The 26,193-nt window shown below is 72.2% G+C and carries 26 protein-coding genes; 12 read left to right on the top strand and 14 right to left on the bottom strand.

All coding sequences use genetic code 11. The features are described from left to right. Positions 1 to 34 precede the first annotated feature (34 nt). Complete coding sequence (locus tag ABTZ54_RS18910) at positions 35 to 304, bottom strand: hypothetical protein (RefSeq protein ID WP_351664500.1); 270 nt, start codon at positions 302 to 304, stop codon at positions 35 to 37. 109 nt (positions 305 to 413) lie between these two features. Here ABTZ54_RS18910 and ABTZ54_RS18905 point away from each other — a divergent pair, with 109 nt between their 5' ends. Both ABTZ54_RS18905 and ABTZ54_RS18900 read left to right on the top strand, forming a co-directional pair. Next, on the top strand, positions 414 to 791 hold the full coding sequence (locus ABTZ54_RS18905) for a hypothetical protein (RefSeq protein ID WP_351664498.1): 378 nt from the start codon (positions 414 to 416) through the stop codon (positions 789 to 791). Positions 792 to 980: 189 nt separating this feature from the next. Further along, positions 981 to 2,246: a L,D-transpeptidase gene (locus ABTZ54_RS18900; protein WP_351664496.1), complete on the top strand. Its 1,266-nt coding sequence runs from the start codon at positions 981 to 983 to the stop codon at positions 2,244 to 2,246. A 65-nt stretch (positions 2,247 to 2,311) separates the two neighbouring features. Here ABTZ54_RS18900 and ABTZ54_RS18895 read toward each other — a convergent pair whose 3' ends face one another. Then, entirely contained in the window at positions 2,312 to 3,181 is an 870-nt protein-coding gene (locus ABTZ54_RS18895; protein ID WP_351664494.1) for a helix-turn-helix domain-containing protein, read from the bottom strand. 129 nt (positions 3,182 to 3,310) lie between these two features. Here ABTZ54_RS18895 and ABTZ54_RS18890 point away from each other — a divergent pair, with 129 nt between their 5' ends. From ABTZ54_RS18890 to ABTZ54_RS18880, 3 genes are all read left to right on the top strand, one after another. Then, a complete protein-coding gene (locus ABTZ54_RS18890) occupies positions 3,311 to 4,354 on the top strand; it encodes an NAD(P)-dependent alcohol dehydrogenase (RefSeq protein ID WP_351664492.1) in 1,044 nt (347 codons plus the stop codon). An 80-nt stretch (positions 4,355 to 4,434) separates the two neighbouring features. Further along, positions 4,435 to 4,782 (top strand): DUF1330 domain-containing protein, encoded by a 348-nt coding sequence (locus tag ABTZ54_RS18885; protein ID WP_351664490.1) that lies wholly within the window; start codon positions 4,435 to 4,437, stop codon positions 4,780 to 4,782. Between the two features lie 180 nt (positions 4,783 to 4,962). After that, the gene (locus tag ABTZ54_RS18880) at positions 4,963 to 5,538 is read left to right on the top strand and encodes a hypothetical protein (protein WP_351664488.1); all 576 of its coding nucleotides are present in this window, start codon (positions 4,963 to 4,965) and stop codon (positions 5,536 to 5,538) included. Here the strand turns inward: ABTZ54_RS18880 and msrA are convergent. From msrA to ABTZ54_RS18865, 3 genes are all read right to left on the bottom strand, one after another. Then, complete coding sequence (msrA, locus tag ABTZ54_RS18875) at positions 5,525 to 6,184, bottom strand: peptide-methionine (S)-S-oxide reductase MsrA (protein WP_351664486.1); 660 nt, start codon at positions 6,182 to 6,184, stop codon at positions 5,525 to 5,527. The two genes, ABTZ54_RS18880 and msrA, sit on opposite strands and share 14 nt — an antisense overlap. A gap of 116 nt (positions 6,185 to 6,300) precedes the next feature. Continuing rightward, positions 6,301 to 6,903: a hypothetical protein gene (locus ABTZ54_RS18870; RefSeq protein WP_351664484.1), complete on the bottom strand. Its 603-nt coding sequence runs from the start codon at positions 6,901 to 6,903 to the stop codon at positions 6,301 to 6,303. Positions 6,904 to 6,997: 94 nt separating this feature from the next. Beyond that, positions 6,998 to 8,104: a hypothetical protein gene (locus ABTZ54_RS18865; protein WP_351664482.1), complete on the bottom strand. Its 1,107-nt coding sequence runs from the start codon at positions 8,102 to 8,104 to the stop codon at positions 6,998 to 7,000. A 73-nt stretch (positions 8,105 to 8,177) separates the two neighbouring features. Here ABTZ54_RS18865 and ABTZ54_RS18860 point away from each other — a divergent pair, with 73 nt between their 5' ends. Further along, positions 8,178 to 9,332, top strand: coding sequence for a cystathionine gamma-synthase (locus tag ABTZ54_RS18860; protein WP_351664480.1), 1,155 nt, complete (start codon positions 8,178 to 8,180; stop codon positions 9,330 to 9,332). Between the two features lie 89 nt (positions 9,333 to 9,421). On the opposite strand, the gene ABTZ54_RS18855 is transcribed toward ABTZ54_RS18860, so the two are convergent. The 3 genes from ABTZ54_RS18855 to ABTZ54_RS18845 are packed head-to-tail and all read right to left on the bottom strand — an operon-like array spanning position 9,422 to position 10,735. Continuing rightward, positions 9,422 to 9,673: a hypothetical protein gene (locus ABTZ54_RS18855; RefSeq protein WP_351664478.1), complete on the bottom strand. Its 252-nt coding sequence runs from the start codon at positions 9,671 to 9,673 to the stop codon at positions 9,422 to 9,424. Then, positions 9,670 to 10,125, bottom strand: a complete 456-nt coding sequence (locus ABTZ54_RS18850) for a sigma factor-like helix-turn-helix DNA-binding protein (protein WP_351664474.1) — start codon at positions 10,123 to 10,125, stop codon at positions 9,670 to 9,672. Before ABTZ54_RS18850 ends, ABTZ54_RS18855 begins: the two co-directional genes overlap by 4 nt. Positions 10,126 to 10,156: 31 nt before the next feature. Next, positions 10,157 to 10,735 carry a MarR family winged helix-turn-helix transcriptional regulator gene (locus ABTZ54_RS18845; protein ID WP_351664472.1) on the bottom strand — a complete coding sequence of 193 codons (579 nt, stop codon included), beginning with the start codon at positions 10,733 to 10,735 and terminating at the stop codon, positions 10,157 to 10,159. A 169-nt stretch (positions 10,736 to 10,904) separates the two neighbouring features. On the opposite strand from ABTZ54_RS18845, the gene ilvA reads away from it, so the two are divergent. From ilvA to ABTZ54_RS18830, 3 genes are all read left to right on the top strand, one after another. After that, positions 10,905 to 12,137, top strand: a complete 1,233-nt coding sequence (ilvA, locus tag ABTZ54_RS18840; protein WP_351664470.1) for a threonine ammonia-lyase — start codon at positions 10,905 to 10,907, stop codon at positions 12,135 to 12,137. A 206-nt stretch (positions 12,138 to 12,343) separates the two neighbouring features. Continuing rightward, positions 12,344 to 13,423, top strand: a complete 1,080-nt coding sequence (locus ABTZ54_RS18835; protein ID WP_351664468.1) for an ATP-binding cassette domain-containing protein — start codon at positions 12,344 to 12,346, stop codon at positions 13,421 to 13,423. Further along, on the top strand, positions 13,420 to 14,277 hold the full coding sequence (locus tag ABTZ54_RS18830) for an ABC transporter permease (RefSeq protein WP_502997272.1): 858 nt from the start codon (positions 13,420 to 13,422) through the stop codon (positions 14,275 to 14,277). Before ABTZ54_RS18835 ends, ABTZ54_RS18830 begins: the two co-directional genes overlap by 4 nt. Positions 14,278 to 14,284: 7 nt before the next feature. Here ABTZ54_RS18830 and ABTZ54_RS18825 read toward each other — a convergent pair whose 3' ends face one another. The 4 genes from ABTZ54_RS18825 to ABTZ54_RS18810 all read right to left on the bottom strand — a co-directional run bounded on the left by ABTZ54_RS18825 (position 14,285) and on the right by ABTZ54_RS18810 (position 20,277). Next, the gene (locus ABTZ54_RS18825) at positions 14,285 to 16,609 is read right to left on the bottom strand and encodes a serine/threonine-protein kinase (RefSeq protein WP_351664466.1); all 2,325 of its coding nucleotides are present in this window, start codon (positions 16,607 to 16,609) and stop codon (positions 14,285 to 14,287) included. A 24-nt stretch (positions 16,610 to 16,633) separates the two neighbouring features. Next, on the bottom strand, positions 16,634 to 19,081 hold the full coding sequence (locus ABTZ54_RS18820) for a protein kinase domain-containing protein (protein WP_351664464.1): 2,448 nt from the start codon (positions 19,079 to 19,081) through the stop codon (positions 16,634 to 16,636). A gap of 106 nt (positions 19,082 to 19,187) precedes the next feature. Continuing rightward, positions 19,188 to 19,685: a transcription elongation factor GreA gene (gene greA / locus ABTZ54_RS18815; protein WP_351664462.1), complete on the bottom strand. Its 498-nt coding sequence runs from the start codon at positions 19,683 to 19,685 to the stop codon at positions 19,188 to 19,190. A gap of 190 nt (positions 19,686 to 19,875) precedes the next feature. Beyond that, positions 19,876 to 20,277, bottom strand: coding sequence for a DUF4307 domain-containing protein (locus ABTZ54_RS18810; RefSeq protein ID WP_351664460.1), 402 nt, complete (start codon positions 20,275 to 20,277; stop codon positions 19,876 to 19,878). A 110-nt stretch (positions 20,278 to 20,387) separates the two neighbouring features. Here ABTZ54_RS18810 and mca point away from each other — a divergent pair, with 110 nt between their 5' ends. Both mca and ABTZ54_RS18800 read left to right on the top strand, forming a co-directional pair. Then, the gene (gene mca / locus ABTZ54_RS18805; protein ID WP_351664458.1) at positions 20,388 to 21,269 is read left to right on the top strand and encodes a mycothiol conjugate amidase Mca; all 882 of its coding nucleotides are present in this window, start codon (positions 20,388 to 20,390) and stop codon (positions 21,267 to 21,269) included. Further along, positions 21,262 to 21,504: a hypothetical protein gene (locus tag ABTZ54_RS18800; RefSeq protein ID WP_502997271.1), complete on the top strand. Its 243-nt coding sequence runs from the start codon at positions 21,262 to 21,264 to the stop codon at positions 21,502 to 21,504. The genes mca and ABTZ54_RS18800 overlap by 8 nt, the downstream gene beginning before the upstream one ends. Positions 21,505 to 21,579: 75 nt before the next feature. Here ABTZ54_RS18800 and ABTZ54_RS18795 read toward each other — a convergent pair whose 3' ends face one another. Then, complete coding sequence (locus tag ABTZ54_RS18795) at positions 21,580 to 24,723, bottom strand: tetratricopeptide repeat protein (protein ID WP_351664454.1); 3,144 nt, start codon at positions 24,721 to 24,723, stop codon at positions 21,580 to 21,582. A 294-nt stretch (positions 24,724 to 25,017) separates the two neighbouring features. Between ABTZ54_RS18795 and ABTZ54_RS18790 the strand changes: the two genes are divergently transcribed. Then, a complete protein-coding gene (locus ABTZ54_RS18790) occupies positions 25,018 to 25,413 on the top strand; it encodes a rodlin (RefSeq protein WP_351664452.1) in 396 nt (131 codons plus the stop codon). A 238-nt stretch (positions 25,414 to 25,651) separates the two neighbouring features. Here ABTZ54_RS18790 and ABTZ54_RS18785 read toward each other — a convergent pair whose 3' ends face one another. Next, positions 25,652 to 26,185, bottom strand: a complete 534-nt coding sequence (locus ABTZ54_RS18785) for a hypothetical protein (RefSeq protein WP_351664450.1) — start codon at positions 26,183 to 26,185, stop codon at positions 25,652 to 25,654. Positions 26,186 to 26,193: the final 8 nt, after the last annotated feature.

The following is a 26,193-nucleotide window of genomic DNA, read 5'->3' as shown; positions in this document are numbered from 1 at the left end:
CCGGGGGCGGCCCTTGCTCGTACGCCGAGAGGCCTCAGCAGGCCCGGCCGCCCCGGCGCATCGCCAGGGTCACGAAGCCCGCCCCCACGCCCAGGAACGCCGTCCCGCCGAGCAGGTACGGGGTGGTGTCGAAGCCGCCGGTCTCCGCCAGCCGTGGGTCCTGTTCCTCGTCGGAGACGGAGGACGGCGCGAGGTCCACCGGAAGCCGCTCGTCCGTGGCGTTCGCCGACGGGACGAACCACAGGGCGCAGAGAAGTGTCCCCGCGGCGGTGGCGGTGAGCAGCGGGCGTCGGGCGACGGACACGGTGTGGTGATCCCCCTTGCGGAAACCGCGAATTGGCAGGTGAGCCGATGCTAATGAACACACCGGGTCGTGGGAAAGCCGAGGGCTTCCCGCGCTCTACGCTCCGGCCATGAGCACTTCCGAGACATCACGCTATGTACGGCTTCGGGTCGACCTGGTCCTGGAGATCGACGCACCGCCCGCGCTCGCCGAGGCCGCCGTCGGCCGGATCGACGCCGACGAGTTCATGCCCGAGGAGGAGCGGACGCACGCCCGCGCCGCCGTCGCGGAGGACAGCGCCGAGGCCCTCGCGTACCTCGTCGAGCCCTTCGACCTGGTCGGAACGGTCCCCGGCGTCGAGATGGTGCAGGCCTCCTGGAGCAGCGAGGAGATCGAATACGACCCCGACGCTATGGAGTGGGACCTCGACGACGAAGATAGTGGGCGGGAAGAAGACGACAGCACAGACGGCACAGACACCGCAGGCGTCGCCGACGGCCGCAGCTGACCCCCGCGCCCCGCTTCACAGGGCCTCGGGACGGCGGCGTCCCGGGGCCCTGTGCCGTATCGGCGCGGGTCCGGGAACCGGACGGTGCCTCCGGTGCGTGTCGGACAGTGGTGTTGCCCACAAACCCCCCGGTGCGGAACCGGAGGGGCGTGATGGGTGTTTCAGTAGGAAGTCAGGTAGTCGGCGACGATGGAGAAGCGTGTGATGACGGACGGCAAGCGCCGTAAGAGCCTGGCGGCCGCTGCCGCGGTGCTCGGCGGCGTGCTGGTGCTCACGGCGTGCAACGACGGCGGCAAGGGCGGCAGCGCCGCCGACGCCTCGCAGAACGCGCAGGCCCAGGTCGACGAGGCAGCCGCGCAGAAGACCTCCAAGGCGCAGATCACCATCTCGCCGAAGAACGGCTCCCAGAACGCGTCGATCAACAACGACGCCAAGGTCACCGTCGCCGACGGCAAGCTGACCGACGTCACGATGGTCTCCGCCGAGGGCGCCAAGGTCGAGGGCCAGATAGCGGCCGACGGCCTCAGCTGGAAGCCGACGGGGGCGCTCAAGCGCGCCACCGTCTACAAGATCGCGGCGACCGCACAGGACACCGCGGGCCTCGAGGCCCACGAGAACTCCTCGTTCACCACGGTCTCGCAGGCCAACAGCTTCATCGGCAACTTCACGCCGGAGGACGGCTCCGTCGTCGGCGTCGGCATGCCGGTCTCGATCAACTTCAACAAGGCGATCACCGACAAGAAGGCCGTCCAGGGCGGCATCACCGTCTCCTCCAGCTCCGGCCAGGAGGTCGTCGGTCACTGGTTCAACTCGCAGCGGCTCGACTTCCGCCCCGAGAAGTACTGGACCGAGAACTCCACCGTCACCCTGAAGCTGGACCTCGACGGCGTCGAGGGCGCGAACGGCGTCTTCGGCGTCCAGCAGAAGACGGTCACCTTCAAGATCGGGCGCAACCAGGTCTCCACGGTCGACGTGGCCACGAAGACGATGACCGTCAAGCAGGACGGCCAGACGATCAAGACGATCCCGATCTCCGCCGGCTCCCCGGAGAACACCACCTACAACGGTGAGATGGTGATCTCCGAGAAGTTCAAGGAGACCCGGATGAACGGCGCCACCGTCGGCTTCACCGACTCCGACGGCAAGGGCGAGTACGACATCAAGGACGTGCCGCACGCCATGCGCCTGTCCACGTCGGGCACCTTCATCCACGGCAACTACTGGGGCTCGCGCTCCATCTTCGGCTCCGTGAACACCAGCCACGGCTGCGTGGGCCTCGCCGACGTCAAGGGCGCCGGCGACCCCAACCAGCAGGCCGCCTGGTTCTACGACAAGTCGCTCGTCGGCGACGTCGTCATCGTCAAGAACTCCAAGGACAAGACGATCGCTCCCGACAACGGCCTCAACGGCTGGAACATGAGCTGGTCGGCGTGGAAGGCCGGCTCCGCCGCCTGACCCGTACGACGCGCACAGCGTGACCAAGCGGCCCCTTCCGACCATCGGAGGGGGCCGCTTCGTCGTCACGTCCGTACGTCGGCCGCCGGCTCGTCCACGCCCCACTGCGCCAGCAGCCGCAGCGCGTCCGCCGACGGCGTCCCCGGCTCCGCGTGGTACGTCACCAGCGTCAGGTCCGGGTCGTCGCCCGAGACCTTCATCGACTCGTACGCCAAGGTCATCTCGCCCACCAGCGGATGCCGCATCCGCTTCGTCCCGTGCCCCTTGTCGGTCACCGTGTGCGCCGCCCACAGCGAGCCGAACTTCTCGCTCCTGACCGACAGTTCGCCGACCAGCGCCAGCAGCTCCTGGTCGTCCGGGTGCAGCCCCGCGTACAGCCGGAGCACGCTCACGATCTCGACGGCCTTGCACTCCCAGTCGATGTACAGATCACGCGCGTTGGGGTCCAGGAAGACCAGCCGGGCCATGTTGCGCTCGTGCGGCTCCCAGGCCGCGAAGTCGCCCATCAGCGCCCGCGCCATACGGTTCCAGGCCAGGATGTCCGTGCGCCGCCCCACCACGAAGGCCGGGACGCTCTCCATGGAGTCGAGCAGCTGCGTGACACCCACGCGCACCTTCTGCGGGCGGGCGACCGCCGCCTTCTGCCGCTTCTTCACCGTCGGCTTCGCCAGATGCGTCAGATGCGCCCGCTCGGTGTCGTTCAGCCGCAGGGCCCGCGCGATCGAGTCCAGCACCTCCATGGACACGTTGCGGCCGTTGCCCTGCTCAAGGCGGGTGTAGTACGCCACCGACACCCCGGCCAGCTGCGCCAGCTCCTCCCGGCGCAGCCCCGGCACCCGCCGGTGCCGCCCGAACTCGGGCAGCCCCACGTCCTGCGGCTTCAGCCGGGCCCGGCGGGAGCGGAGGAATTCGCTGAGTTCGGCACTGAGGTCCATGCGTCCCCAGTATTCCCGGTCGGGCCGACAGAGGGGCCGGTGTGCCTGACCCTGCCAGTGGTAGGCACGCGGGACGTAGGCAGAGCAGTGGTCTGGGCACCGTCGGTGGTCTCCGGCAGGCTCTCCCCCATGACCACGAACGTTTCCGCTTACGCAGCGCCCGCCGCCAACGCCCCGCTGGAGCGCACCACCGTGCCGCGCCGGGCCGTCGGTGAGCACGACGTCCTCATCGAGATCAAGTACGCCGGCATCTGCCACTCCGACATCCACCAGGCCCGCAACGGCTGGGGCGAGGGCATCTTCCCCATGGTGCCGGGCCACGAGATCGCCGGAATCGTCACCGAGGTCGGCCCCGGCGTCACGAAGCACCGGGTCGGCGACCGCGTCGGCGTCGGCTGCTTCGTCGACTCCTGCCGTACCTGCGAGTACTGCGAGCGCGGCCTGGAGCAGTACTGCGTGACCGGCGGCACCGGCACGTACAACGCCCTCGACAAGAGCGGCGAGCCCACCTACGGCGGCTACTCCAGCCACATCGTCGTCGACGAGAACTACACCCTGCGCATCCCCGAGGGCATCGAGCTCGACGCCGCCGCGCCGCTGCTGTGCGCCGGCATCACCCTGTACTCGCCGCTCGTCCACTGGCAGGCGGGCCCCGGCAAGAAGGTCGCGATCGTCGGCCTCGGCGGCCTCGGCCACATGGGCGTCAAGATCGCCCACGCGCTCGGCGCCGAGGTGACGGTGCTCAGCCAGTCCCTGAAGAAGCAGGAGGACGGGCGGAAGCTGGGCGCCGACCACTTCTACGCCACCAGCGACCCGGAGACCTTCACGAAGCTGGCCGGCACCTTCGACCTGGTGATCTCCACGGTCTCCGCGCCGCTGGACTTCGACGCGTACCTGAGCCTGGTCAAGACCGACGGCGCGCTGGTCAACGTCGGCGCCCCCGAGGAGCCGGTCCAGGTCAGCCTCTTCTCCCTCATCGGCGGCCGCAGGACGCTGGCCGGCTCGATGATCGGCGGCATCGCCGAGACCCAGGAGATGCTGGACTTCTGCGCCGCGCACGGCCTCGGCTCGGAGATCGAGGTGATAGCCGCCGAGCAGATCAACGAGGCGTACGAGCGGGTCATCGCCTCCGACGTGCGCTACCGCTTCGTGATCGACGCGTCGACGATCTGACCAGGTCCGGGATGGTGCGTGCCGGGGCATGACGTCCGGGGTAATCGACCCCGTACGGCATGCCCCGGCACGCTGTCCCCATGACCGCATACGCCATCGGAAACCTGCACCCGAAGCCCCTCCTCGACGAGGAGGTCCTCGTCTACATGGAGCGCATCCAGGACACCCTGGACCCCTTCGGCGGGCGCTTCCTCGTCCACGGCGCGCCCGAGCGCGAGGTCCGCGAGGGCGCGTGGCCCGGCGCCCTCGTGATCATCGGCTTCCCGACGTACGAGGACGCCCGCGAGTGGTACGACTCCGAGGCCTACCAGGCCCTGATCCCGCTCCGCGCCCGGCACATGAGCGGCGACGTGCTGCTGATCGACGGCCTGCCGGAGGGGTACGTGGCGGCGGCCACCGCGAGGAAGCTGCGGGCGGCGTCAGCCTGAGGCCCGCCGCCGTCCCCCACGTACTCCTCCCGCTCTTGGACGAGACGGCCCGCCCGGGTGTGACACGGCGGCAGCCGAAGGAGCCGAAGACTGCCCGTGCCCGGCAGCGACGCGGGGGCGTGGGGCGTTCTAGGGTCGGCGGGCAAGGGGCGGGGTACGGCACGAGCCGAGGAGTGGGGGATGTCAGGGGGAAACGGGGGCGGCGGCGCGTTGTTCGAGCTCGTCTGGGGGCTCGGGGCGACGGGATTCGGCTGGGTCGTCGCCACGGACTTCCGTGGCGCGGCGGTGCGCCTCCACCAGCTGCAGTCGCAGCGGGCCACGGGTTTCAGCACCCTGTGGGGCGTCGGCTTCCTGCGGTGCCTGGCCGGGGTGTTCGGGGTGATCGGGCCCATCACCCTCGTCATGGCCGTGCTCCAGCTGACCGAGGGGAACGCGGTGACGCGCGACACGCTGCGGCTGCCCGTGCCGTTCCTCGTGGTCCTGGCCCTCTTCGCGGCCTTCATGCTCTGGGCGATGTGGCGCCGTAACGGCTTCCTCCGGCGCGGGTGGGACATGGGCACCCCTGTCCCACGGGCCGCCGCCGTCGTGCAGACGGCGGCGATCGGCGGCTTCCTCGCCGGGATCGGCCTCGGCCACGAGGTCACCATGCTGGGCAGCTGGCTCATCGGCGCCGGCGCGGGCCTGTTCCTGCTGGTGGCAGGCCCCGCCGATCGTCAGGACGCCCCCGACGCCCAGGACCGCCCTACTCCGCCTTAGCGACCCCGATCGGGCACGACACCCCGGTCCCGCCGATCCCGCAATAACCCGCGGGGTTCTTGTCCAGGTACTGCTGGTGGTACCCCTCCGCCGGGTAGAAGGGGCGGCCCTCCGCCGGGAGGAGTTCGGTGCTGATCGTGCCGTAGCCGGAGCCGGTCAGGACCTGCTGGTAGGCCTCGCGGGACGCCTCGGCCGTGGCGGCCTGCTCGGGGGAGTGGGTGTAGACGGCCGAGCGGTACTGGGTGCCGACGTCGTTGCCCTGGCGGAAGCCCTGGGTCGGGTCGTGGGACTCCCAGAACAGCTTCAGGAGCCGCTCGTACGAGACCTTCGACGGGTCGAAGACCACCCGGACGACCTCGGTGTGACCGGTGAGGCCCGAGCAGACCTCCTCGTACACCGGGTTCGGCGTCGGACCGCCCTGGTAGCCGACGAGCGTCGTGTACACGCCCTCGGTCTGCCAGAACTTGCGCTCGGCCCCCCAGAAGCAGCCCAGGCCGAAGTCCGCGACCTCCAGGCCCTCCGGGTAGGGGCCGAGGAGCGGGGTGCCGAGGACGGTGTGCCGCTCCGGGACCGCGAACTCGGGCTCCGGACGGCCGCGCAGGGCCTGGTCGGCGGTGGGGAGGACGGGGGTGCGGGACAGGAACATGCGGCATCTCTCCTCGACGGGGGCCTCCTCGACGGGGGCTCTCGGCACAACGCCGTGGGCCCCCGGCGGATTCCCGGAGGACTCCGCCGGGGGCCCACGGCGCGCGCCGTCCCGGGTCAGTTCCAGATGCGCACGCTGCTGGCCCGGTCGTTGAAGTCGCGGACCAGCCGGTTGCCCTTCGCGTCGACGTTGTAGTTGCTGCCGCCGAAGTCGATGTGGTCGTACAGCCGGGTCTGGCAGTAGCGGCCGTAGTTCAGCACCTGGATCGAGGTGATCTTGTCGTTGATCTCGGCGCCCACCCACGGGAAGTCGTACGTCTTGCCGTCGCAGTTGCCCTCGTACTGGCCCTGGGTGACCGGGATGACGAACGTGAGGCTGTAGCCCTGGAAGTCGGCGTGCTCGTACGCCATGACGACCGGCGCGTTCACCGTCGCCGCGGCGACCGAGGCGGACCGTGCCGTGGTCGTCGCCGTCCGGTCCAGGAACGCCGAGAGCTGCTTGCCGGTGCCCTGGGCGGGCGCGTCCGTCACCCGGCCGCCGGTGGCGAAGCGGGTCGCCGCGGTGAAGGTCGAGAAGCAGACCGGCGCCGCGCCGCCGGGGGTGGCCACGCAGTGCTGCGGGGCCGGGGCGGCCGTGGCGGGGGCGGGCGCGGCGACGGCGACGAGGGCGGCGGTGGCGAAGGCGGCGAAGGCGGAGGACAGGGCGTGCTGGGCGCGCATCGGGTTACTCCGATCGGTGACGGGGTGAGGACGGAGCGTCCTCACCCGGTCCAACGGGGCCCATGGCACCTGGAGTTCACCAGCGCTCCCCCCGCTACCGCGCCAGCGTCGCCGGGCTCCCGCCGTTCGACTCGTAACCGGCCACCGCCAGGTTCCGGTACACCGTGTACTCCAGCGCCGGGTCCCCGCTCAGCGTCCACGGCAGCGCGCCCACGTAGCCGTCCACGCGCACCAGCAGGCGCATCGCCTCCTCCCAGCGCTCCGCGCGGACCAGGAAGTGCACGAGCAGATGGCGTACGTGCGCCAGCATCGGGTCGTCGGGGCGGGCCGAGTGGACCGCGTACAGCGCGCCCTCCATCGCCTTCGACACCACCGCCGTGCGGTAGTAGTCCGAGACGATCACCAGGTCCGGCTGGTGCTCGAAGACGGCGAACAGGGGCAGCGCGGCGAGCAGCGAGCCGTGCGGGGCGCGCGCCGCGGCCGTGGTCGCGAAGTGGTCCGCCTCCTCGCGCGAGCCGTGCCACTTCTCGCACCAGTAGTGCAGCGCCGCCAGATGCGCCCCCATGTGCTGCGGCGCCCGGTCGATGATCTTCGCCCACACCTGGTCGAACTGCTCGTGGGTGTCGCCGAGTCCGCGCGCGACGGCCAGCTCCGAGATGTACGGCACGGGGTCGCCCGGCGCGAGCAGCGCCGCCTGGCCGCACGCCGCGCGCGCCTCCTCCAGGATGATCCGGAAGTCGTCGGTGCCCGCCGACGAGGAGCGCCACGCCTGCTGCACCAGGAACTCCGCGTACACCTGCGCGCAGCCCGGGTCCTTGGGCGCCTCGGCCCGCCAGGACCGCAGCCACGCCCCGCCGACGCCCGGCCGCTCGGCCAGTTCGAGGGAGGCGGCGCCCGCGAAGGCCTGGACCCGCTGCCAGCGCGTCTCGCCCTCCTTCGCGGTGCCCTTCAGGAGCTGCGAGGCGGCCCGCCAGTCCTGCGTCGCCTGCACGACGTCCAGCACGTCCAGGAGGTCACGGTCGGGTCCGGGCAGCCGTACGTCCTGCTGTTCCTGCCGGAGGAAGCCGTACGCCTCCGGGTCCGCCGCGTCGGGGGCGCCGGGCGCCACCTGCCGGATGCCGCCGCCGCGCCGGCGCAGCACGTAGGGGCCCAGGACGCCGAAGAGCAGCCCGAGCGCGATCAGGAACCACAGAATCTCCATGCGTCCCATTGTCCAGGACACCCGGTGAGACATACGGCGGCGGCGGACCCGTCCCGGCACTACGCTCCTGACCATGAGCGACCAGCACTCCCACCAGAGCTTCGAGACCCGCGCCATCCACGCGGGCAACACCGCCGACCCGCTGACCGGCGCGGTCGTCCCGCCCATCTACCAGGTGTCCACCTACAAGCAGGACGGCGTGGGCGGGCTTCGCGGCGGCTACGAGTACAGCCGCAGCGCCAACCCGACCCGTACCGCCCTGGAGGAGAACCTCGCGGCGCTGGAGGGCGGCCGGCGCGGCCTCGCCTTCGCGTCCGGGCTCGCCGCCGAGGACTGCCTGCTGCGCACCCTCCTCGTCCCGGGCGACCACGTGGTCATCCCCAACGACGCTTACGGCGGCACCTTCCGCCTCTTCGCGAAGGTCGTCCAGCGCTGGGGCGTCGACTTCTCCGTCGCGGACACCTCCGACCTGGAGTCCGTGCGTGGCGCGATCAACGAGCGTACGAAGCTGATCTGGGTCGAGACCCCCTCGAACCCGCTGCTCGGCATCACCGACATCGAGGCCGTCGCGGGCATCGCCCGCCAGGCCGGCGTGAAGCTGGTCGTCGACAACACCTTCGCCTCGCCCTACCTCCAGCAGCCGCTGGCGCTCGGCGCGGACGTCGTCGTGCACTCCCTCACCAAGTACATGGGCGGCCACTCCGACGTCGTCGGCGGCGCCCTGGTGACGGCCGACGCGGAGCTCGGCGAGGAGCTGGCGTACCACCAGAACGCGATGGGCGCGGTGGCCGGCCCGTTCGACTCCTGGATCGTGCTGCGCGGCATCAAGACGCTCGCCGTCCGCATGGACCGGCACAGCGAGAACGCCACCAAGATCGTCGAGATGCTGACCCAGCACCCGAAGGTCACCCAGGTCCTCTACCCGGGCCTGCCGGAGCACCCGGGCCACGAGATCGCCGCCAAGCAGATGCGCAACTTCGGCGGCATGATCTCCTTCCGCGTCGAGGGCGGCGAGGAGGCGGCGGTCGAGGTCTGCAACCGCGCCAAGCTGTTCACCCTGGGCGAGTCCCTCGGCGGCGTCGAGTCGCTGATCGAGCACCCGGGCCGGATGACCCACGCGAGCGTCGCGGGCTCCGCCCTTGAGGTCCCGGCGGACCTGGTGCGCCTGTCCGTCGGCATCGAGAACGTCGACGACCTGCTGGCCGACCTGCGCGAGGCGCTGGGCTAGACGCCACGCCGTGCCGGACCGCGTCCCCCGGGGCGCGGTCCGGTCCCACCGGCCTTCGAAGCGCGTTCCGGTCCCGCCAGACTCCGGTCTCAGAAGCCTTCGAGCGGCGGTGTCGTCCCGGCCGGCGGGACCTCCCACGGCCGGACCATCGAGGCCCAGACGACGAAGGCGAAGACGGCCAGGGTCAGCAGCGTCCACCAGAACCGCCGCATCGCCCGGTCCCGGTGCAGCAGCCGTACGCCCCGGGCCGTGGCCCGCGCGGCGAGGTCGCCCGGCACATGCGGGTGCGAGCCCTCCAGCATCCGCCGGACCTCTTCCTCCTTGTGCTCGTGCCGGTTCACGAGGCCGCCCGCAGCGCCGTGACGGAGCGGGCGCAGACGGCCCGTACCCGGTCCTCGGGCAGTCCGAGCAGGGCCGCGGTCTGCTCCTCGGCCACCCCCTCGTACAGCCGGAGCACGACGATCAGGCGTTCCTGCGGGGTGAGCGCGGAGAGCACCCCGCCCAGGCCGCGGTGGTGCCGCCAGGCGGTGCGGGCGAAGCGGGTGGCGAGATCGGCGCGGGTGACGTCGTACGGGTCCTCGCCCCGCAGCCGTTCCCACCGGGCGTAGGTGTGGGCGAGGGCGGCCGTCAGCAGGGCCTGGGCGCGCGGGTTGCGGTGGGCCGGTTCGGTGGTGAGCAGGGTCGCGGTGTGCAGCAGCCGGCCCGCCGCCCCGGCGACGAAAGCGTCGAACTCCCGGGCGCGGTAGGCGTTTTCGCCGCTGAGGCCGTCCTGGCCGGTTCTCCGCTCACGCACCTCCTCATATGAGGCCAGCGCGCGCCCGGGGTCAAGACTCCGGCAGGGACTCCGACGTGGAGACGGGCGTGGAGACCGGCGTGGACTCCGCCTGGGTGGCGGGCTCCTGGGCGGCGGCCTCCTGGACGACCGGCAGCCCCGACTGCCGTGCGGAGAGCGCCGAGTTGAAGCGCGTGAGCAGGGTGCAGAAGGAATCCCGTTCGTCGGGCGTCCAGCCGTCGGTGACCTCGGCCATCAGCTGCCGGCGGGAGATCCGCACCTCCTCCAGGCGGGCCTGCCCGCGCGGGGAGAGCTGGAGCACGACCGCGCGCCCGTCCTCGGGGTGCGAGGTGCGCTTGACCAGGCCGGTGTCGACGAGCGGGGCGACCTGGCGGGTGACCGTGGAGGAGTCGATGCCCATGCCGGCGGCGAGCGCCTTGACGCCCATGGGTCCCTCCTGGTCGAGCCGGTTGAGCAGCAGGTACGCGGCCCGGTCCATGGAGTTGCGGAGCTGCCCGGTACCGCCGAGCCGGGTCTGTTCGGCCCGCCGCGCGAAGACGGCCACCTGGTGCTGGAGGGCGTCGAGGAGACCGGGGTCAAGCTCAGTCGTCATGTCCTGAGATGTGGGCATGGCTGTGGGGGCTCTCTCGTGCGGTGGTCGGTTGGTGGGGGACAGAGTACGCGGACCGGCCCGGGTCCGTACCGGCGCTGCGCGATCCGGATACGAACGGGCTCGGGGCCGGGTGGGACGCCGGTTCCCCGGGCGGCCACGGACCGCCTGAACTGCGAGACTTGCTGTCATGAGCTTCCGTACGCCAGACCCCTTTCACCCCGTGATCCTCGACGACGTGCGGGGGGCGCAGAAGATGCTCGCCGGGGTGGCCCGGACGACCGCGCTGGAGAGCAGCCGGTACCTGTCCGCGCTGGTCGGGGCGCCGGTGCACCTGAAGTGCGAGAACCTCCAGCGGACCGGCTCCTTCAAGCTGCGCGGCGCGTACGTGCGGATCGCGGGGCTGCGGCCCGAGCAGCGGGCGGCCGGGGTGGTCGCCGCCTCGGCGGGCAACCACGCGCAGGGAGTGGCGCTGGCCTCGAAGCTGCTCGGGGTGCACGCCACGGTCTTCATGCCGGTCGGCGCCCCGCTGCCGAAGGTCGCGGCGACCCGTGACTACGGGGCGGACGTGCGGCTGCACGGGCATGTCGTGGACGAGACGCTGGCGGCGGCCGAGGAGTACGCGCGGGAGACCGGCGCGATCTTCATCCACCCCTTCGACCACCCCGACATCATCGCCGGTCAGGGCACGGTCGGCCTGGAGATCCTGGAGCAGTGCCCCGAGGTCCGGACGATCCTGGTGGGGGTGGGCGGCGGCGGTCTGGTGGCGGGGATCGGCCTCGCGGTGAAGTCGCTGCGGCCCGATGTGCGGGTCATCGGCGTGCAGGCGGCGGGTGCCGCGGCCTATCCGCCCTCGCTGGCGGCCGGGCACCCGGTGTCGGTCGAGTCGCCGGTGACGATCGCGGACGGCATCCGGGTGGGGCGCCCCGGCGACGTACCGTTCGCGCTCGTCCAGGAGTACGTGGACGAGGTCCGCACCGTCTCGGAGGACGACCTCGCCTCGGCCCTGCTGCTCTGCCTGGAGCGGGCGAAGCTGGTGGTGGAGCCGGCCGGGGCGAGCCCGGTGGCGGCGCTGCTGGCCGACCCGGGCGCGTTCGGGCGGGGCCCGGTGGTGGCGGTGCTGTCCGGCGGGAACGTGGACCCGCTCCTGATGCAGCGGGTGCTGCGGCACGGCATGGCGGCCGGCGGCCGGTATCTGAGCCTGCGACTGAAGGTGACCGACCGGCCGGGCGCGCTGGCGACGCTGCTCGCGGTGCTGACCGTGGTGGACGCCAACGTCCTGGACGTCGGCCACGTACGCACCGATCCGCGCCTCGGACTCACGGAGGTGGAGGTCGAACTGCACCTGGAGACGAAGGGCCCGGAGCACTGCGCGGAGGTGGAGGCGGCGCTGCGGGAGGCGGGGTACACGGTGCTGAGGTGAGAAGCGGCGGGTCGGGCGGGACGCGTAAACGGGTTGTGTATCGCGATGTATCGCGTTAGCTTGTGGTCCGGGTCACATATTCGCTGGGCGCTGCCTGTCCGGTCTCTCTAGACTTGTACGGAAACACCCGAATGGCACACGAATAACGCCCGAATCTGGCCTCGATCGACAACCGAATCCCGCCAAGACTCGCTGGGAGAACCCACATGCCAGGCGCGATCCACGCCGAAGGTCTGGTGAAGACCTTCGGTGACGTACGAGCCCTCGACGGGGTGGACCTGGACGTGCCCGAGGGCACCGTCCTGGGCCTCCTCGGCCCCAACGGCGCGGGGAAGACGACCGCGGTCCGCGTGCTCACCACCCTGCTCCAGCCCGACAGCGGCCGAGCCGTCGTCGCCGGCATCGACGTGCTCAAGCACCCCAACGAGGTCCGGCGCAACATAGGCCTCTCCGGCCAGTTCGCCGCCGTCGACGAGTATCTGACGGGCCGGGAGAATCTCCAGATGGTCGGCCAGCTCTACCAGTTGAGCGGCAGGGCCGCCAAGGCCAGGGCCGGCGAGCTCCTGGAGCGGTTCAACCTTGCCGACGCCGCCGACCGCCCCGCCAAGACGTACTCCGGCGGCATGCGCCGCCGCCTCGACCTGGCCGCCGCGCTCGTGGTCTCCCCGCCGGTCATGTTCATGGACGAGCCCACCACGGGCCTCGACCCGCGCAACCGGCAGGCCCTGTGGGAGGTCATCCAGGAGCTGGTCGCCGGGGGCACCACCCTCCTCCTCACCACGCAGTATCTGGAGGAGGCCGACCACCTGGCCCACGACATCTGCGTCATCGACCACGGCAAGGTCATCGCCCGGGGCACCTCCGACCAGCTCAAGGCCCAGACCGGCGGCGAGCGCGTCGAAGTCGTCGTCCACACCCCCGGGATGATCCCGCCCGCCCGCGAGGTCCTCGCCCGCTACGGCCTGGCCGGCATCAGCCACGGCGACATCTCCGTGGAGAACCACACCCGCAAGCTCACCGTCCCGGTCGCCGGCGGCGCGAAGCTGCTCGCCGAGGTCATCCGCGACCTGGACGCGGTCGGCGTCGAGATCGACGACATCGGCCTGCGCCGCCCCACCCTCGACGACGTCTTCCTCTCCCTCACCGGCCACACGGCGGAGCGGGACGAAGACGAGAACGGCGAGAACGGGGGGAGCAGGGGCCCCGGCGGCCCCGGCAAGGGCGGCAAGAAGACCAGAGGCGGCGACGGCGACCAGCGCGCCAAGGTGACGGAGGCGGCCAAGTGACCACCCTGACCGACGCCACGGCCCGCGCCAAGCCGCGCGGCGGCGTCTCCCAGTCGATCCACGACTCGCTCGTCGTCACCAAGCGCAATCTGATCCGGATGATGCGCATCCCGGAGATGATCATCTTCGGTCTGATCCAGCCCGTGATGTTCGTGGTCCTGTTCACGTACGTCTTCGGCGGCTCGATGCAGATCGGCAGCACCACCGACCCGGACGTCTACAAGAACTTCCTGATGGCCGGCATCTTCGCCCAGACGGTCACCTTCGCCACGGCCGGCGCGGGCGCGGGCATCGCCGACGACATGCACAAGGGCCTCATCGACCGCTTCCGTTCGCTGCCCATGGCCCGGGGCGCGGTCCTCACCGGCCGCACCCTCGCCGACCTCGTACAGACGGCGCTGACGCTCACCGTCCTCGCGCTCGTCGCCCTGCTGGTCGGCTGGCGCCCCGGCTCCGACGCACCGACCAACTTCGCCAAGATCATGGCCGGCTTCGGCCTGCTCCTCCTCCTCGGCTACGCCTTCACCTGGATCGGCGCCCTGATCGGCCTGTCCGTGCGCACCCCGGAGGCGGCGACGTCCGGCGGCCTGATCTGGCTCTTCCCGGTCACCTTCATCTCCAACGCCTTCGTGGACACCAGCAAGATGCCCGGCTGGCTCCAGACCGTCGCGGAATGGAACCCGTTCAGCGCCACCGTCCAGGCCTGCCGCAAGCTGTTCGGCAACCCAGGCCTGTCCCCGTCCGACGCCTGGCCCATGCAGAACCCGGTGTGGGCGTCACTGATCTACTCGATCCTCATCGTCGTCGTCTTCCGGACGCTGTCGGTGCGGAAGTACCGGTCGGCGACGGCGTGAGGGGCGTTCAGGGGAGGTAGACGGAGATCACCAGGCCGTCGGAGAAGGGGACGAACACGGCTCCTCCGGCGGCCAGCGCCGTGCCGGGGGTCAGGGTGCTCGCCTTGACGCCGGCGGGCAGGTTGGCAGCCGAGACCTCGATGTCCTCCGGGCGCGCCGGAGGACCGGAGACCGGGATCGAGGTCACCTCGTTCTGGCCGGTGGCCACCACGCGGTCGCCGGCGAAGAGAACCTGGTCCGGATCGGCGCGGAAGGCCATGGCCGTCGCGAGCCACCGTTCTCGGCCGCTCTCCAGGTCGTAGGCGACCATCTCCTCGCCGGCCGTCACCGCCACGGTCCCGTCGGCGTTCACCGCCGGGCTGCCCGTGATCCACCGGCCCGCGCCCAGGGTGCGCTTCCGCTTCAGGGTCCGTGCGTCGAGCACGGGCATCCCGGTGTCCCGCGCGGCGGGGCAGAGCACGGTGTCGCGGTGCACCACGATCTCCCCGCACTCGATCCCGGGCGCCGCACGGGCCGACTCCTTCCCGGTCCCGGCATCGAGCGCCACCGGCGTCGCGACGTCGATCGGGACGTACACCCGGCTCCCGCTCGCCACCGGCTGCTCCGGAATGCCGTCGAGCGCGCTCCGCCACAGTTCCTTGCCGGAGCCCTTTCCGTCGAGCCGGACCGCCGTCACGAGCCCCGTGCCCTTGCCCTGCCGGTCGAGGTACGCGGAGTAGAGGACGCCATCGTGCAGATCGGACCCCTTCACCGCCCAGTCGCTCCCGGGCGCCGGGATCTCCCCCCGTCGGCGCCCGTCCTCGATTCCGTACGCCGTGACCCCGACCGGGCCCGCGACGTACGCGGTGTCGCCGACCACGGCCGGATGTCCCGCCGACGACAGCAGCCCCGGATGGCCGGGCGCCTCCCGCCCCGGCACCGACCACAGCCGGGTGCCGTCCGCCGCTCGCAGGGCCACGGCCGAGCCACCGGGCCCGACGCAGAGCAGCACTTTCGGAGCGAGGGAGCACGCGTTCGTGCCCGGGTCCGTCTTCGCGGTCCACGGCGACCAGCCCGCCGGCCGGGACGCGCGGTCCGTGCCCACCGTTCCGTAGTCACCGGTGTGCCCTTCGCCCCCGTACGGCAGCACGACCCGGCTCAGCGTGCGGGGCGCGGCCGGTCCGGACACGCTCGTGGACGGTGCGGCGCTCCCTGACGGTCCCGGCCCGTCCGTGCCGTCCTGCCCGCCGTTCCGGCCGAGGAACACGACCCCTGCCGTACCCACCACGGCCACCGCCACCACGGCCGCCGCCATCGCCGCCCAGGGCCGCCGCCGAGGCGCGGGCGCCGTCGGCTCCACCGGCCGGTACCCCACCGCCGTGGGGGAGTACGGCACCACAGGCCCGAGCGTCGGCAGATCCGCCACGCCCGCCCCCGACGCGGCCTCCTCGCCGACCCGCCGCGCCGCCTCCCCGTGCTCGGCGAGCTGCGCCAGCACCCCGCCCGGCCACGGGAACGCCTCCGGCACCTCCGCCCCGCCCAGCAGCCCCGCCAGCTCCGCCGCCGAAGGCCGCTCCGCCGGATCGAGCCGCAGACACCGCTCCACGACGGGCCGCAACTCCTCGGGAATAGAGTCGAGTTCGGCCTCGGCCCGGCTGATCCGATAGATCACCGCCGCCATCTCGTCGTCGTGGAACGGCCCCCGCCCGCTCGCCGCGAACGCGAGCACCGCGCCCAGGCAGAACACGTCCGACGCGGGCACCACCGCCCGGCTGCCGATCAGATGCTCCGGCGACATGAAGCCGGGCGAGCCAACCACCAGCCCCGTCGAGGTCAGCGCCGTCGCCTCGAAGGCCTGCGCGATGCCGAAGTCGATCAGCTTCGGCCCGCCCGCGCCCAGCAGCACGTTCGCCGGCTTCAGGTCCCGGTGCAGCACCTGCGCGCCGTGCACCGCGTCCAACGCCCGCGCCAGCGTGGCCCCGAGCGCCCGCACCGCCGCCACCGGCAGCGCCCCGGACCGTACGACCGCCTCCGCGAGTGAGGGACCCGGCACGTACTCGGTCGCCAGCCACGGCGCCGCCGCGTCGGCGTCCGCGTCCACGAGCCGCGCCGCGTACGGGCTGTCCACCGCCCGCGCCGCCGTGATCTCGCGCCGGAACCGGCTCCGGAAGTCCCCGTCGACCTCCAGGTCCGCCCGTACGGTCTTCACGGCCACCATCCGGTACGGATCGGCCGTCGGCTGGTCCGCCCGGCACGCCAGATGGACCTCGCCCATGCCGCCCGCGCCGAGCCGGGCGAGCAGCCGGTAGGGGCCGACGAGCCGCGGGGGCCCGGCGGGGAGTGCTTCGAGCACGGGAACGCGCCTTTCCGGTGGGTCTCAGCGGGGGAGTTCGACGGAGGCGACGACGCCCTGGTCGTAGACGAGGTAGGCGAGGCCGCCGACCGGGATCGCCTCGGGGGCGCGCAGCATCTTCGCGTAGGTGATGCCGATGTCCAGGTCGAACGGGTTCCCCTTGACCCGCGCCCCGGGTGCCCCCGGCACCGGCGTGACCTTGAGCCCGGCGGGCTTGCCGTCCTTGCCGAGCCGCACGGTGTAGAGCGAGGAGTAGTCGGCGTAGACGACCTGGTCGCCCGCGAGCAGCGGCGCCGACCAGGCCTGGGACAGCCCGGCGGGCGCCGCCTTCGCCGCGTAGACGCCCAACTCCTTGCCGTCGCGCGGGTCGAAGAGCTTCAGGCCGCCCTTCTCGCGATCGGCCCCGGCCGCCACCCGCTCGGTGACGAACGCCGGTGTCACCCCGGCGGGGGGTACCGGCAGCGACTTCCGGGAGGCGAGTGTCGCGGCGTCGAGGAGGTGGGCGCTTTCCTTCGCTCCGTTGTAGGAGACGTCGACGCAGTACGCGTCCGCCCCGAGCACCCTGATCTCCTCGCAGGTGCGCGCGTCGTTGTCGACCTGCCCGCGGACGGCACCGGTCTTCGCGTCGTACGCGATGATCCCGCCGTCGCTGAGCACGTACACGAGGCCCTTGGCGTAAGCGACGGGACCGAAGTTCCGGAACTCGGACTTGGAGAGGACGATGTTGTTGAGCACCTTCGTCCACAGCCTGCGGCCGTCGGCGAGTGAGTAGGCGAACAGGCCGACGTGCTCTGCGGCGTCCTGGCCCTCCGTGCTCCTCGCGGCGACGAAGACCACGCCGTCGGCGACCAGCGGGCGGCTGCGCTCGCCCTGCTCCGCCTGAGCCGCCGCCTCCCACTTCACCGCGCCCGTGCGCGCGTCCCGGACCTGCACCACTCCGCCGAACGCCAGCACGACCAGGCCGTCGTGGACGACGGGACGGGTCGCCTCCTGGGCGATGAAGATGCCGCCGGTGGGGCTCACATAGCTGTCCTGCGGGGCTTTCTCGTTGTGCGGATCCGCCTCCCACAACCTCTTCCCGTCCGCCGGATCCAGCGCCTCGTACCGCCCGTCCGTCGTCCGGCACACCAGCACCCGCTCGTTCCCGGAGCACCCGAAGGCCGGGGCCGTCAGCTTCGCCCGCCACGGCTTCCAGCCGGCCGGCCGCTGGGTGAGGTTCTGCGGGACCACCCCGGAGGCGTCGGCGAGCCCCTGGTCGTCGACGCCGGGGACGCGTGGCCCGGCGGCGGGCGCCTTGGGCCCGGCCGTGACCGGCTTCTTCGGCGGGGTCGGCTGCGGCCACAGGAGGTACGCGCCGAGGCCGCCGCCCAGGACCGCGAGGGCGGCAACGGCGGCGATCAGCCCCCGCCGGCGCCGCTTCGACGACGCGGGCGCGGCGGGCGATCCGGTGGGTCCGGCGGGTCCGGTGGGTCCTGCGGGTCCCGTCGGTCCCGTGGGGGCGACCGTCGGCGCGAAGTGCAGTCCCGGCGGCCCCGAAGTGACGACAGGCGCCGTCGCCGCCGGGAGCTCCAGGAGCGGGCCGCCCGAGGCGACGAGCTGGGCGAGCTCGGTCCCGTACTCGCCGATGTGCTCGCGGACGGGCACCGGCCACGGCGGCGCCTGCCGTTCGCCGCCGAGGAGTTCGACGAGGGCCTCAGGCGTGGGCCGGGCGGCCGGGTCCGCCGACAGGCACGCGGCGACGACCTCCCGCAGCTCCTCCGGCAGCCGCTCCAGGTCGGCCTCGGCCTGCGAGACGCGGTAGAGGACGGCCGCGACGGGCCCGTCGCCGAAGGGGTCCTCGCCGGTCGCCGCGTAACAGAGCAGCGAGCCGAGGCAGAAGACGTCCGACGCGGCGGTCACCTTCCGCGCCCCGGCCACATGCTCGGGCGACATGAAGGCGGGGGTGCCGACCATGAGGCCGGTCGCGGTCATGGTGGTGGCGCCCTGCGCGCGGGCGATGCCGAAGTCGATCAGGCGCGGGCCGTCGACGGCGAGCATGACGTTGCCCGGCTTGAGGTCGCGGTGCAGCACCCCGGCCGCGTGCAGGTCGGCGAGGGCCCGCGCGACGCGCGCGCCGAGGGCCCGGACGGCGGGGACCGGCAGCGGTCCTGAGCGGCGTACGGCCTGGGAGAGGCTGGGGCCCGCGACGTACGCGGTGGCCAGCCAGGGCAGCTCGGCGTCGGCGTCGCCGCCGACGGGCGCGGCGGCGTGCGCGCTGCGGACCAGACCGGCGACCTTCACCTCGCGGCGGAAGCGGTCCCGGAAGGCGGGGTCGCCCGCGAAGTCGCGCCGTACGGTCTTGACGGCGAAGAACTCGCCGGAGGTGTCGAGCCGGGCCAGAAAGACCTCGCCCATGCCGCCGGCGCCGAGCCGGGCGAGCACCTCGTACGGTCCGATCCGCCGCGGCGACCCCTCGCGCAACGCTCCCAGCACGTTCCCCCACCCCCGTCTTGCCGGTCGACGGCCTGATCATTGCATGAGCATGACGAAGGGCCGGCCCCTTCCGGGGGACCGGCCCTTCACTGGCTCAAGCGGCGACTCAGCCGCTGTACGGCTTGGCGCTGAGGATCTTCACCGTGGCCTTCTTGCCGTTCGGCAGCTCGTACTCCGCGTCGTCGCCGGCCTTCTTGCCGTTGACGCCGATGCCGAGCGGGGACTGCGGCGAGTACGTCTCGATGTCGTCGCTCGCGTACTCGCGGGAGGCGAGCAGGAACGTCATCGTGTCGTCCTCGTCGCCGTCGAAGGCGATCGTCACGACCATGCCCGGCTCGACGATGCCGTCGTCCGCGGGGGCCTCGCCGACCTTGGCGTTCTGCAGGAGCTGCGTGAGCTGCCGGACCCGGAGCTCCTGCTTGCCCTGCTCCTCCTTGGCCGCGTGGTACCCGCCGTTCTCGCGCAGGTCGCCCTCCTCGCGCGCCGCGGCGATCTTGGTCGCGATCTCGGTACGCGCGGGACCAGACAGGTACTCAAGCTCGTCCTTGAGCTTGTTGTACGCCTCCTGGGTGAGCCAGGTGACGTTCTCGCTGGTCTGGGTCACAGGTGCTCCTCGTAGGTACTGGGAATACAAAGCATCGCCCTACACGGAAAGGATGCGCCTTCCCGGGCGGGCGAAACCACGAGCCTAACAATGAGTGGCGAAAAGCGGGAGGACATAAACCACGGCGTTCGCGTCACCCCAGGTCACCGTGGTGACCCGGCCGAGCTCGTCCCGGGCTCCCTACCCACTGCTACCGCGCCGTACACCCCAGAAGCTCGGCGCTGGTCGCCTTGGCGGTCGTACGGATCGAGTAGACGTCGTCGATGCGGCTGCCGGCCTGGTCGACGGGGACGTCCTTGCGGCCGACCTCGGCGCCGTCCTCGGAGCGGGAGCGCATCGTGCAGACGCCCGTCACGTCGGCGTCCTTGCGGATCTCCAGGTGGACCTGGACCTCGCTGTCGCTCACCACGTCGAACTTGATGATCTCGGCGCTGATCTTCGTCCCGCCGACGTAGTGCCAGCCGAACCAGCCGATCATGGCCAGGAACAGGGTGCCCAGCACGGCGCCGGCGATCTTGAGCTTCCGGTCGGCGCGCTCGTCCGCGGAGCGGCCGTAGCGCCCCTCGGGGAGCTGCTCTCGCACCGCGCTCATGATCGTTCCTTTCGCCGCCGGGATCCCCGGCGGGGGTGCCGGAATTTTCCCACCCCCGATTCCGTCACTATAGAGACCTCCCTAGGCGACGAATGACTGAGGATCGAGTCTTGACTACGCAGCTGCGACTGATGGCCGTTCACGCCCACCCCGACGACGAGTCGAGCAAGGGCGCGGCGACGATGGCCAAGTATGTGTCCGAGGGGGTGGAGGTCCTCGTGGTGACCTGCACGGGCGGCGAGCGCGGCTCGATCCTCAACCCGAAGCTCCAGGGCGACCCCTATATCGAGGCGAACATCGACGAGGTCCGCCGCAAGGAGATGGACGAGGCCCGCGAGATCCTCGGCGTCGACCAGGACTGGCTGGGATTCGTCGACTCGGGCCTGCCCGAGGGCGACCCGCTGCCGCCGCTGCCGGAGGGCTGCTTCGCCCTCGCGGACGTGGACCAGGCGGCCGGCGAGCTGGTCCGCCGGATCCGCGGCTTCCGTCCGCAGGTCATCACGACCTACGACGAGAACGGCGGCTACCCGCACCCCGACCACATCATGACCCACAAGATCACGATGGTGGCCTTCGAGGGCGCGAGCGACACCGCGAAGTACCCCGAGGCCGAGTTCGGCGCGCCCCACCAGCCGCAGAAGCTCTACTACAACCAGGGCTTCAACCGCCCGCGCACCGAGGCGCTGCACAACGCGCTCCTGGAGCGCGGCCTGGAGTCGCCGTACGGGGACTGGCTGAAGCGCTGGGACGAGTTCGGCGGCAAGCCGCGCAACCTCACCACCCACGTCCCCTGCGCCGACTTCTTCGAGACCCGCGACAAGGCGCTCATCGCCCACCGCACCCAGATCGACCCCGACGGCGGCTGGTTCCGCGTCCCGATGGAGATCCAGAAGGAGGTCTGGCCGACCGAGGAGTACGAGCTCAGCAAGTCCCTCGTCGCCACTTCCATCCCCGAGCAAGATCTCTTCGCGGGCATCCGCGAGAATGCCTAGCATGAGCGCACACCTGGCAATGACCCAGCTTGTCCCCTTCGCCGCCGAAGAACTGGACAAGAACAAGGTGACCCCCGGCGTCCTCGGGTTCGTCGTCTTCGCCGTCCTGGCGCTGGCCGTCTGGGGCCTGATGAAGTCGATGAACCGCCACATGCACAAGATCGACTTCACCGAATCCCCGGACCCGGCCACGGCGGGCACCGCCGCCCCGTCCACGGGCCCGGCGGACAAGTAACCGCACACCCTCGTACGGGCCCCGGCGTGGCCGGGGCCCGTACGGGTGCTGCCCGGGGCCACCGCTACGGGGTGCCTACGGGGCGTCCACCTCCACCGTCACCCCCATCACCTCCCGCGCATGCCGCCCCGGCACCATGCCCAGGTCCCAGGCCTGCCAGCCCGCGTCGCGCAGGGTGCCGCGCTCCAGGATCAGGGTGTAGGCCTCGGCGCAGTCGTCCAGGCGGGGGTCGCGGCTCGGGTGGCGGGTCGTGGTCAGGGCCGCCAGCTCCTCGCGGGCCGCGTCCGGGTCGGGGAGCAGGGTGCAGCGCAGGAAGCGGGCCCAGTCGGTGCCGCGGTGGTCGCCGTACGCGGCGAAGAGGCGGGCCGCCTCCGCGCACAGCTCCAGGGCCTGCGCCGGGCGGTCGTTGCCGGCGTCCACGATCGCCAGCTCCAGGCAGGTCCAGGCCTCGCCGTGGGCCACCCCGATGCGGTGGAAGTCCGCGCGGGCGTCCATCAGGAGCTGGCGGGCGAAGCCGGAGTTGCGGAGGTTGCCGGTCTGGGCGGCCCGCTGGTCGCGGGTGACCCGGCCCGAATGGTGGCGGGCGCATGCCAAGCCGTAGACGTCCCGCATCCGCGAGAACATCGTCCGCGCCCGCTCCAGCTCCCGTACCGCCTGGTCCCGGTCGCCCCGCTCCTCCAGGGCGTGCCCCAGGTAGTAGAGGGTCCACGCCTCGCCCCGCGCGTCCTCCTGCTCCCGGTGCCGCGCCAGCGCCTGCCGCAGCCCGTCCACCGCGGGCCCCACATCGCCGTCGACCAGCCGGGCCCTGGCCAGCTGGGTCAGCGCCCACGCCTGCCCGCGCCCGTCGTGGGTGCGCCCGTACCGGTCGAGGGCCAGCCGCAGTTCGTCCTCCGCCCGCGCCACCTCGCCGGTCCGCAGGAACACCTGGCCGAGCTGGAAGTGTGCCCAGGCCTCGCCGTGCAGGGACTCGTTCTCCTTGTGCAGCGCCAGTGCCCGGTCCAGCAGCGTCAGGGCCTCCGCCAGGTTCGCCCGGTCGCGCTCCACCGCCGCCAGGGCGTGCAGCGTCCAGCCCCGGTCCGCGGCCAGCGACTCCGGCTCCTGGAGGACCAGCGCCTCCCGTAGCCTGGCCGCCGCCTCCGCCAGGTTGCCCTGGTGGTGCAGGGTGATGCCGAGCGAGCACAGCGCCAGCGCCGCCCCCGCGTCCTGGTGCGCCTCCTGATAGAGGGAGACGACCGAGGTGAGGGTCGTACGGGCCTTGTCCAGCTCACCCAGCTGGCGGGCCGCGATGCCGGTACGCCACTGGACCGAGCGGGACAGGCGCCCCTGGCCCACCGCGTCCGAGAGCTCGTTGATCTCGCCGAGCCGGTACAGGTCGCCGCGCAGCAGGCAGTAGTCGCACAGCGCGCCGAGCAGGTCGAGCACCGTCTGCTGGTCCACGCCCTCCGCGTGCCGCAGCGTCGCCGTGATGAAGCTGGACTCCTCGTCCAGCCAGCGCAGCGCCGCGTCCAGCGACCCGAAGCCGTGCCCGTCGAAGCGGTCGGCCCGCGTCGACATCTTCCCGTCGACCATCCGGATCACCGCGTCCGCCAGCTCCGCGTAGTTGCGGATCAACCGCTCCTGCGCCGCCGCGATCTCCGCCTGGTCCTCCTCCTCGACCAGCCGCGCCGCCGCGAACCCGCGCACCGCGTCGTGCAGCCGGTACCGCTCCCCGCGCACATGGTCGAGCAGCCCCGCCGCGGCGAGCTCCCGCAGCAGCCGCGCCCCCTCCGCGCCCGGCGCGCCGAGCAGCGCCCCCGCGGCGGCCGCCCCCAGCGAGGCCCGCCCCGCCAGCGGCAGCCGGCGCAGCAGCCGCCGCCCGTCCTCGTCGAGCCCCGCCGCGTAACCGGCCGCCAGCGCCCGCTCCACCGGACCGGCGTCCGCACCGGCCGCGCCGAGCAGCCCGACGACCGTGTCCGCCGCGCGCCCGTCGAGCAGCGCCCCCGCCGCCCGCAGCGCCAACGGCAGCCCGCCGCACAGCTCCCGCGCCCGCGCCAGGCCCTCCGCGTCGTACGCCTCCCGGGCGCCCTCCGCCGCGCCCAGCAGCTCCTCCGCGCCCGCCTCGTCCAGCGCCGTCACCGGCAGCACGTGCACCGAGGCGGGTACGTCCGCCCCCAGCTCCAGGGGGGTACGGCAGGTCACCAGGACCAGACTGTCCGAGCGCTCCGGCAGCAGCGTCCGCACCTGCGCCGCGTCCACCGCGTCGTCCAGCACCACCGTCACCGGAAGCCCCGTCAGATGCTGGTGGTACAGCTCAGCGAGCCGCCGTACCTGCTGCTCCGCCGACGCCCGCTCCCGGAACAGCAGCTGCTCGCGCGGCGCGCCCAGCCGGTTCAGCAGGTGCAGCAGCGCCTCCCGGGTGGCGAGCGGCTTCTCGCCGCGCGTCGCGCCGCCCCGCAGGTCCACCACGACCGCCCCGCGGAACTGGTCCCGCAACGCGTGCGCCGCCCGCACCGCCAGGGTCGTACGCCCCGAGCCGGGCGCCCCGTGCAGCATCACCACCGTCGGCCGGGTCGTCGTCGCCGCCCGCCCCGCCTGCACCCACCGGGTGATCTGCGCCAGCTCGGCCCGCCGCCCCGCGAACGGCCCCGCCGGGTCCGGCAGATGCCCGAAGGACTGCTCCAGTACGGTACGCCGCCGGGCCGCCGCGCTGCGGTCCGCGCCCCGCAGCCGCTCGACCACCTTCTGCGGGGGCTGCCCGGCGGTGCCGAGCAACACCCGCTGCTGCTCCAGGAAGGGCCGCACACCCCGTACCTCGAAGGCCGTGAGCCACGCAGTCCGCAGCTGCTCAGCCTCTCCGGGCCGGCCGACCTCCCCGCCCTTGCGGTACGCGCCCGTCCTCAGAGCGGTCGCCGCCGAACCCGCCACCGCCACTACGGCGCCCGCGCCGAGCGCCGTACCGGCGCCGGTCCCCAGCGCCAGATCACCACCGACCGCGGCGACCGCGGCGACGGCCGTCACGAGCAAAGGCACCCCGACAGAGCCGGACGCACCCCCCGCATCGGTATCGGCCCGCAGATACGCCGCGTACTCCTCACCCGCTGCCGCCGCCATGGCGTCCAAGGCGGCCCGGCCACGGGCGAGCAGCGCGTCCCGGTCGACCCGGCCCGCGGAGCGCCGTACCTCCTCCGCCACGGCCCGTTCCCACACCCGCTCGGCCTCGCTCCGGTGGCTGTCCCGCATCCGCGTCCCCCTCCGCCCGCCGGAAGCATCCGGCCCGAACAGTCCGAGTGCAAGTGTCCTGCGGGGCACCCGTCGGCGCGAGGGATCGGAGCGAACGGCCAGTGCCCACAAGGGAATCGGGCCGGCCCCCGAACCACCCGAACGACTGCCCGTCGACCTCCCGTCCGATGGCGTTCATCTGCCGAATACCGCGTCCGGGTGACGCCCCGGAACCAATCCCTCCAGAGGCAGTTGATCAGGTCGCTTCGGTCAACGGAGCAGTTCCGGGCCATCGAGCTCAAGAAGGAAGATCTCGTGATCAAGAAGGTTCTTGCCACCGCTGCGGTTGCCGCCTCCGTCGTGGGCATGGGTGCGTCGACGGCCATGGCTGCCGGCAACGACGGCGGCAGCGCCAACATCATCGGCAACCAGTCGAAGCAGTCCATCGGCAGCAACTCCACCGGTGGCTACATGAGCCCGAACTTCGGCCTCGTCAACGGCGGTGTCCTGCACTGCTTCGACGTGCAGAAGATCGAGGCGCAGGTTCCGATCGGTGCCCTCATCGGTGTTCCGATCGCGGTCCAGGACGTCCTGGGCAACCCGATCTCGAACCAGACCTGCACCCAGAACTCCGTGCAGCAGAAGGGCGACGACGCGCTGTCGCACATCCTGGGCGAGGTCCTCTCCCAGAACGGGAACGTCGGCGGCTGACGCCAGCTTCCCGCGTGAAGCGGCCCCGTTCCTCGCATTCGACCTGCGAGGAACGGGGCCGCTTCCCCATATCGCTGCCCCGTCCACCCCCCACCCACCCGTGGCACACGGACGGGGCTCCGCCGTATCCGCCGCCGATGCGCGCGCATACCGACCCCCGTCACCGGTAGCCCTGGTCGGCAGGGACCTTCGAGGCGGCCCGGCGCTGTGATGTCCCGGCTCCTGGCGAAGCCTGGCGCTACTGCTCCGTACGGCGCAGGAACTGCCAGCCCAGTACAGCCAGGGCGAGCGTCTGCCCGAGAGAAGCGAGCACGAGCAGGGGCTGAACGACGGGAGAGCACCAGAACGCTGTCGTGCAGACCATGGGCAGGACCAGGTACGTGAACAGGTCCACCGCGGTCTGAAGCCGCTTGCGCACGGTGCGGCCCGCAACGTTGCGGTGGTAGACCTCCCAGCCGAACACCGCGCCGTGGGCGGAGGTGAGTTCCTCCAGACGCGGCCCCAGCCGGTCGCGGACGTAGCGGCCGATGGCCGAGATCTTCTCGTCGTTGACCAGGTAGGTCCAGCCCAGGATGAGACAGATCGCTGGCACGGAGAGCAGCAGCCGGAACTGTCCGCTCTGGGCGGTGATCGCCACGACCGCAGTGGCTGCGGCGAGCGTGAAGTAGAGCAGGTTGTCGCGGAACCCTATGCGGGTCTTCTGCTCCTCCTTGAGACGGTCGTACTCGGCCAGCAGGATCTTGCTCTCGGTGACGTCATCCGTGGAGGTCACAGGCACTC

The sequence above is a fragment of the Streptomyces sp. NPDC094032 genome (assembly GCF_040303965.1).
Classification (GTDB): Bacteria; Actinomycetota; Actinomycetes; order Streptomycetales; family Streptomycetaceae; genus Streptomyces.
This window is presented reverse-complemented; position numbering and strand designations above follow the sequence as displayed.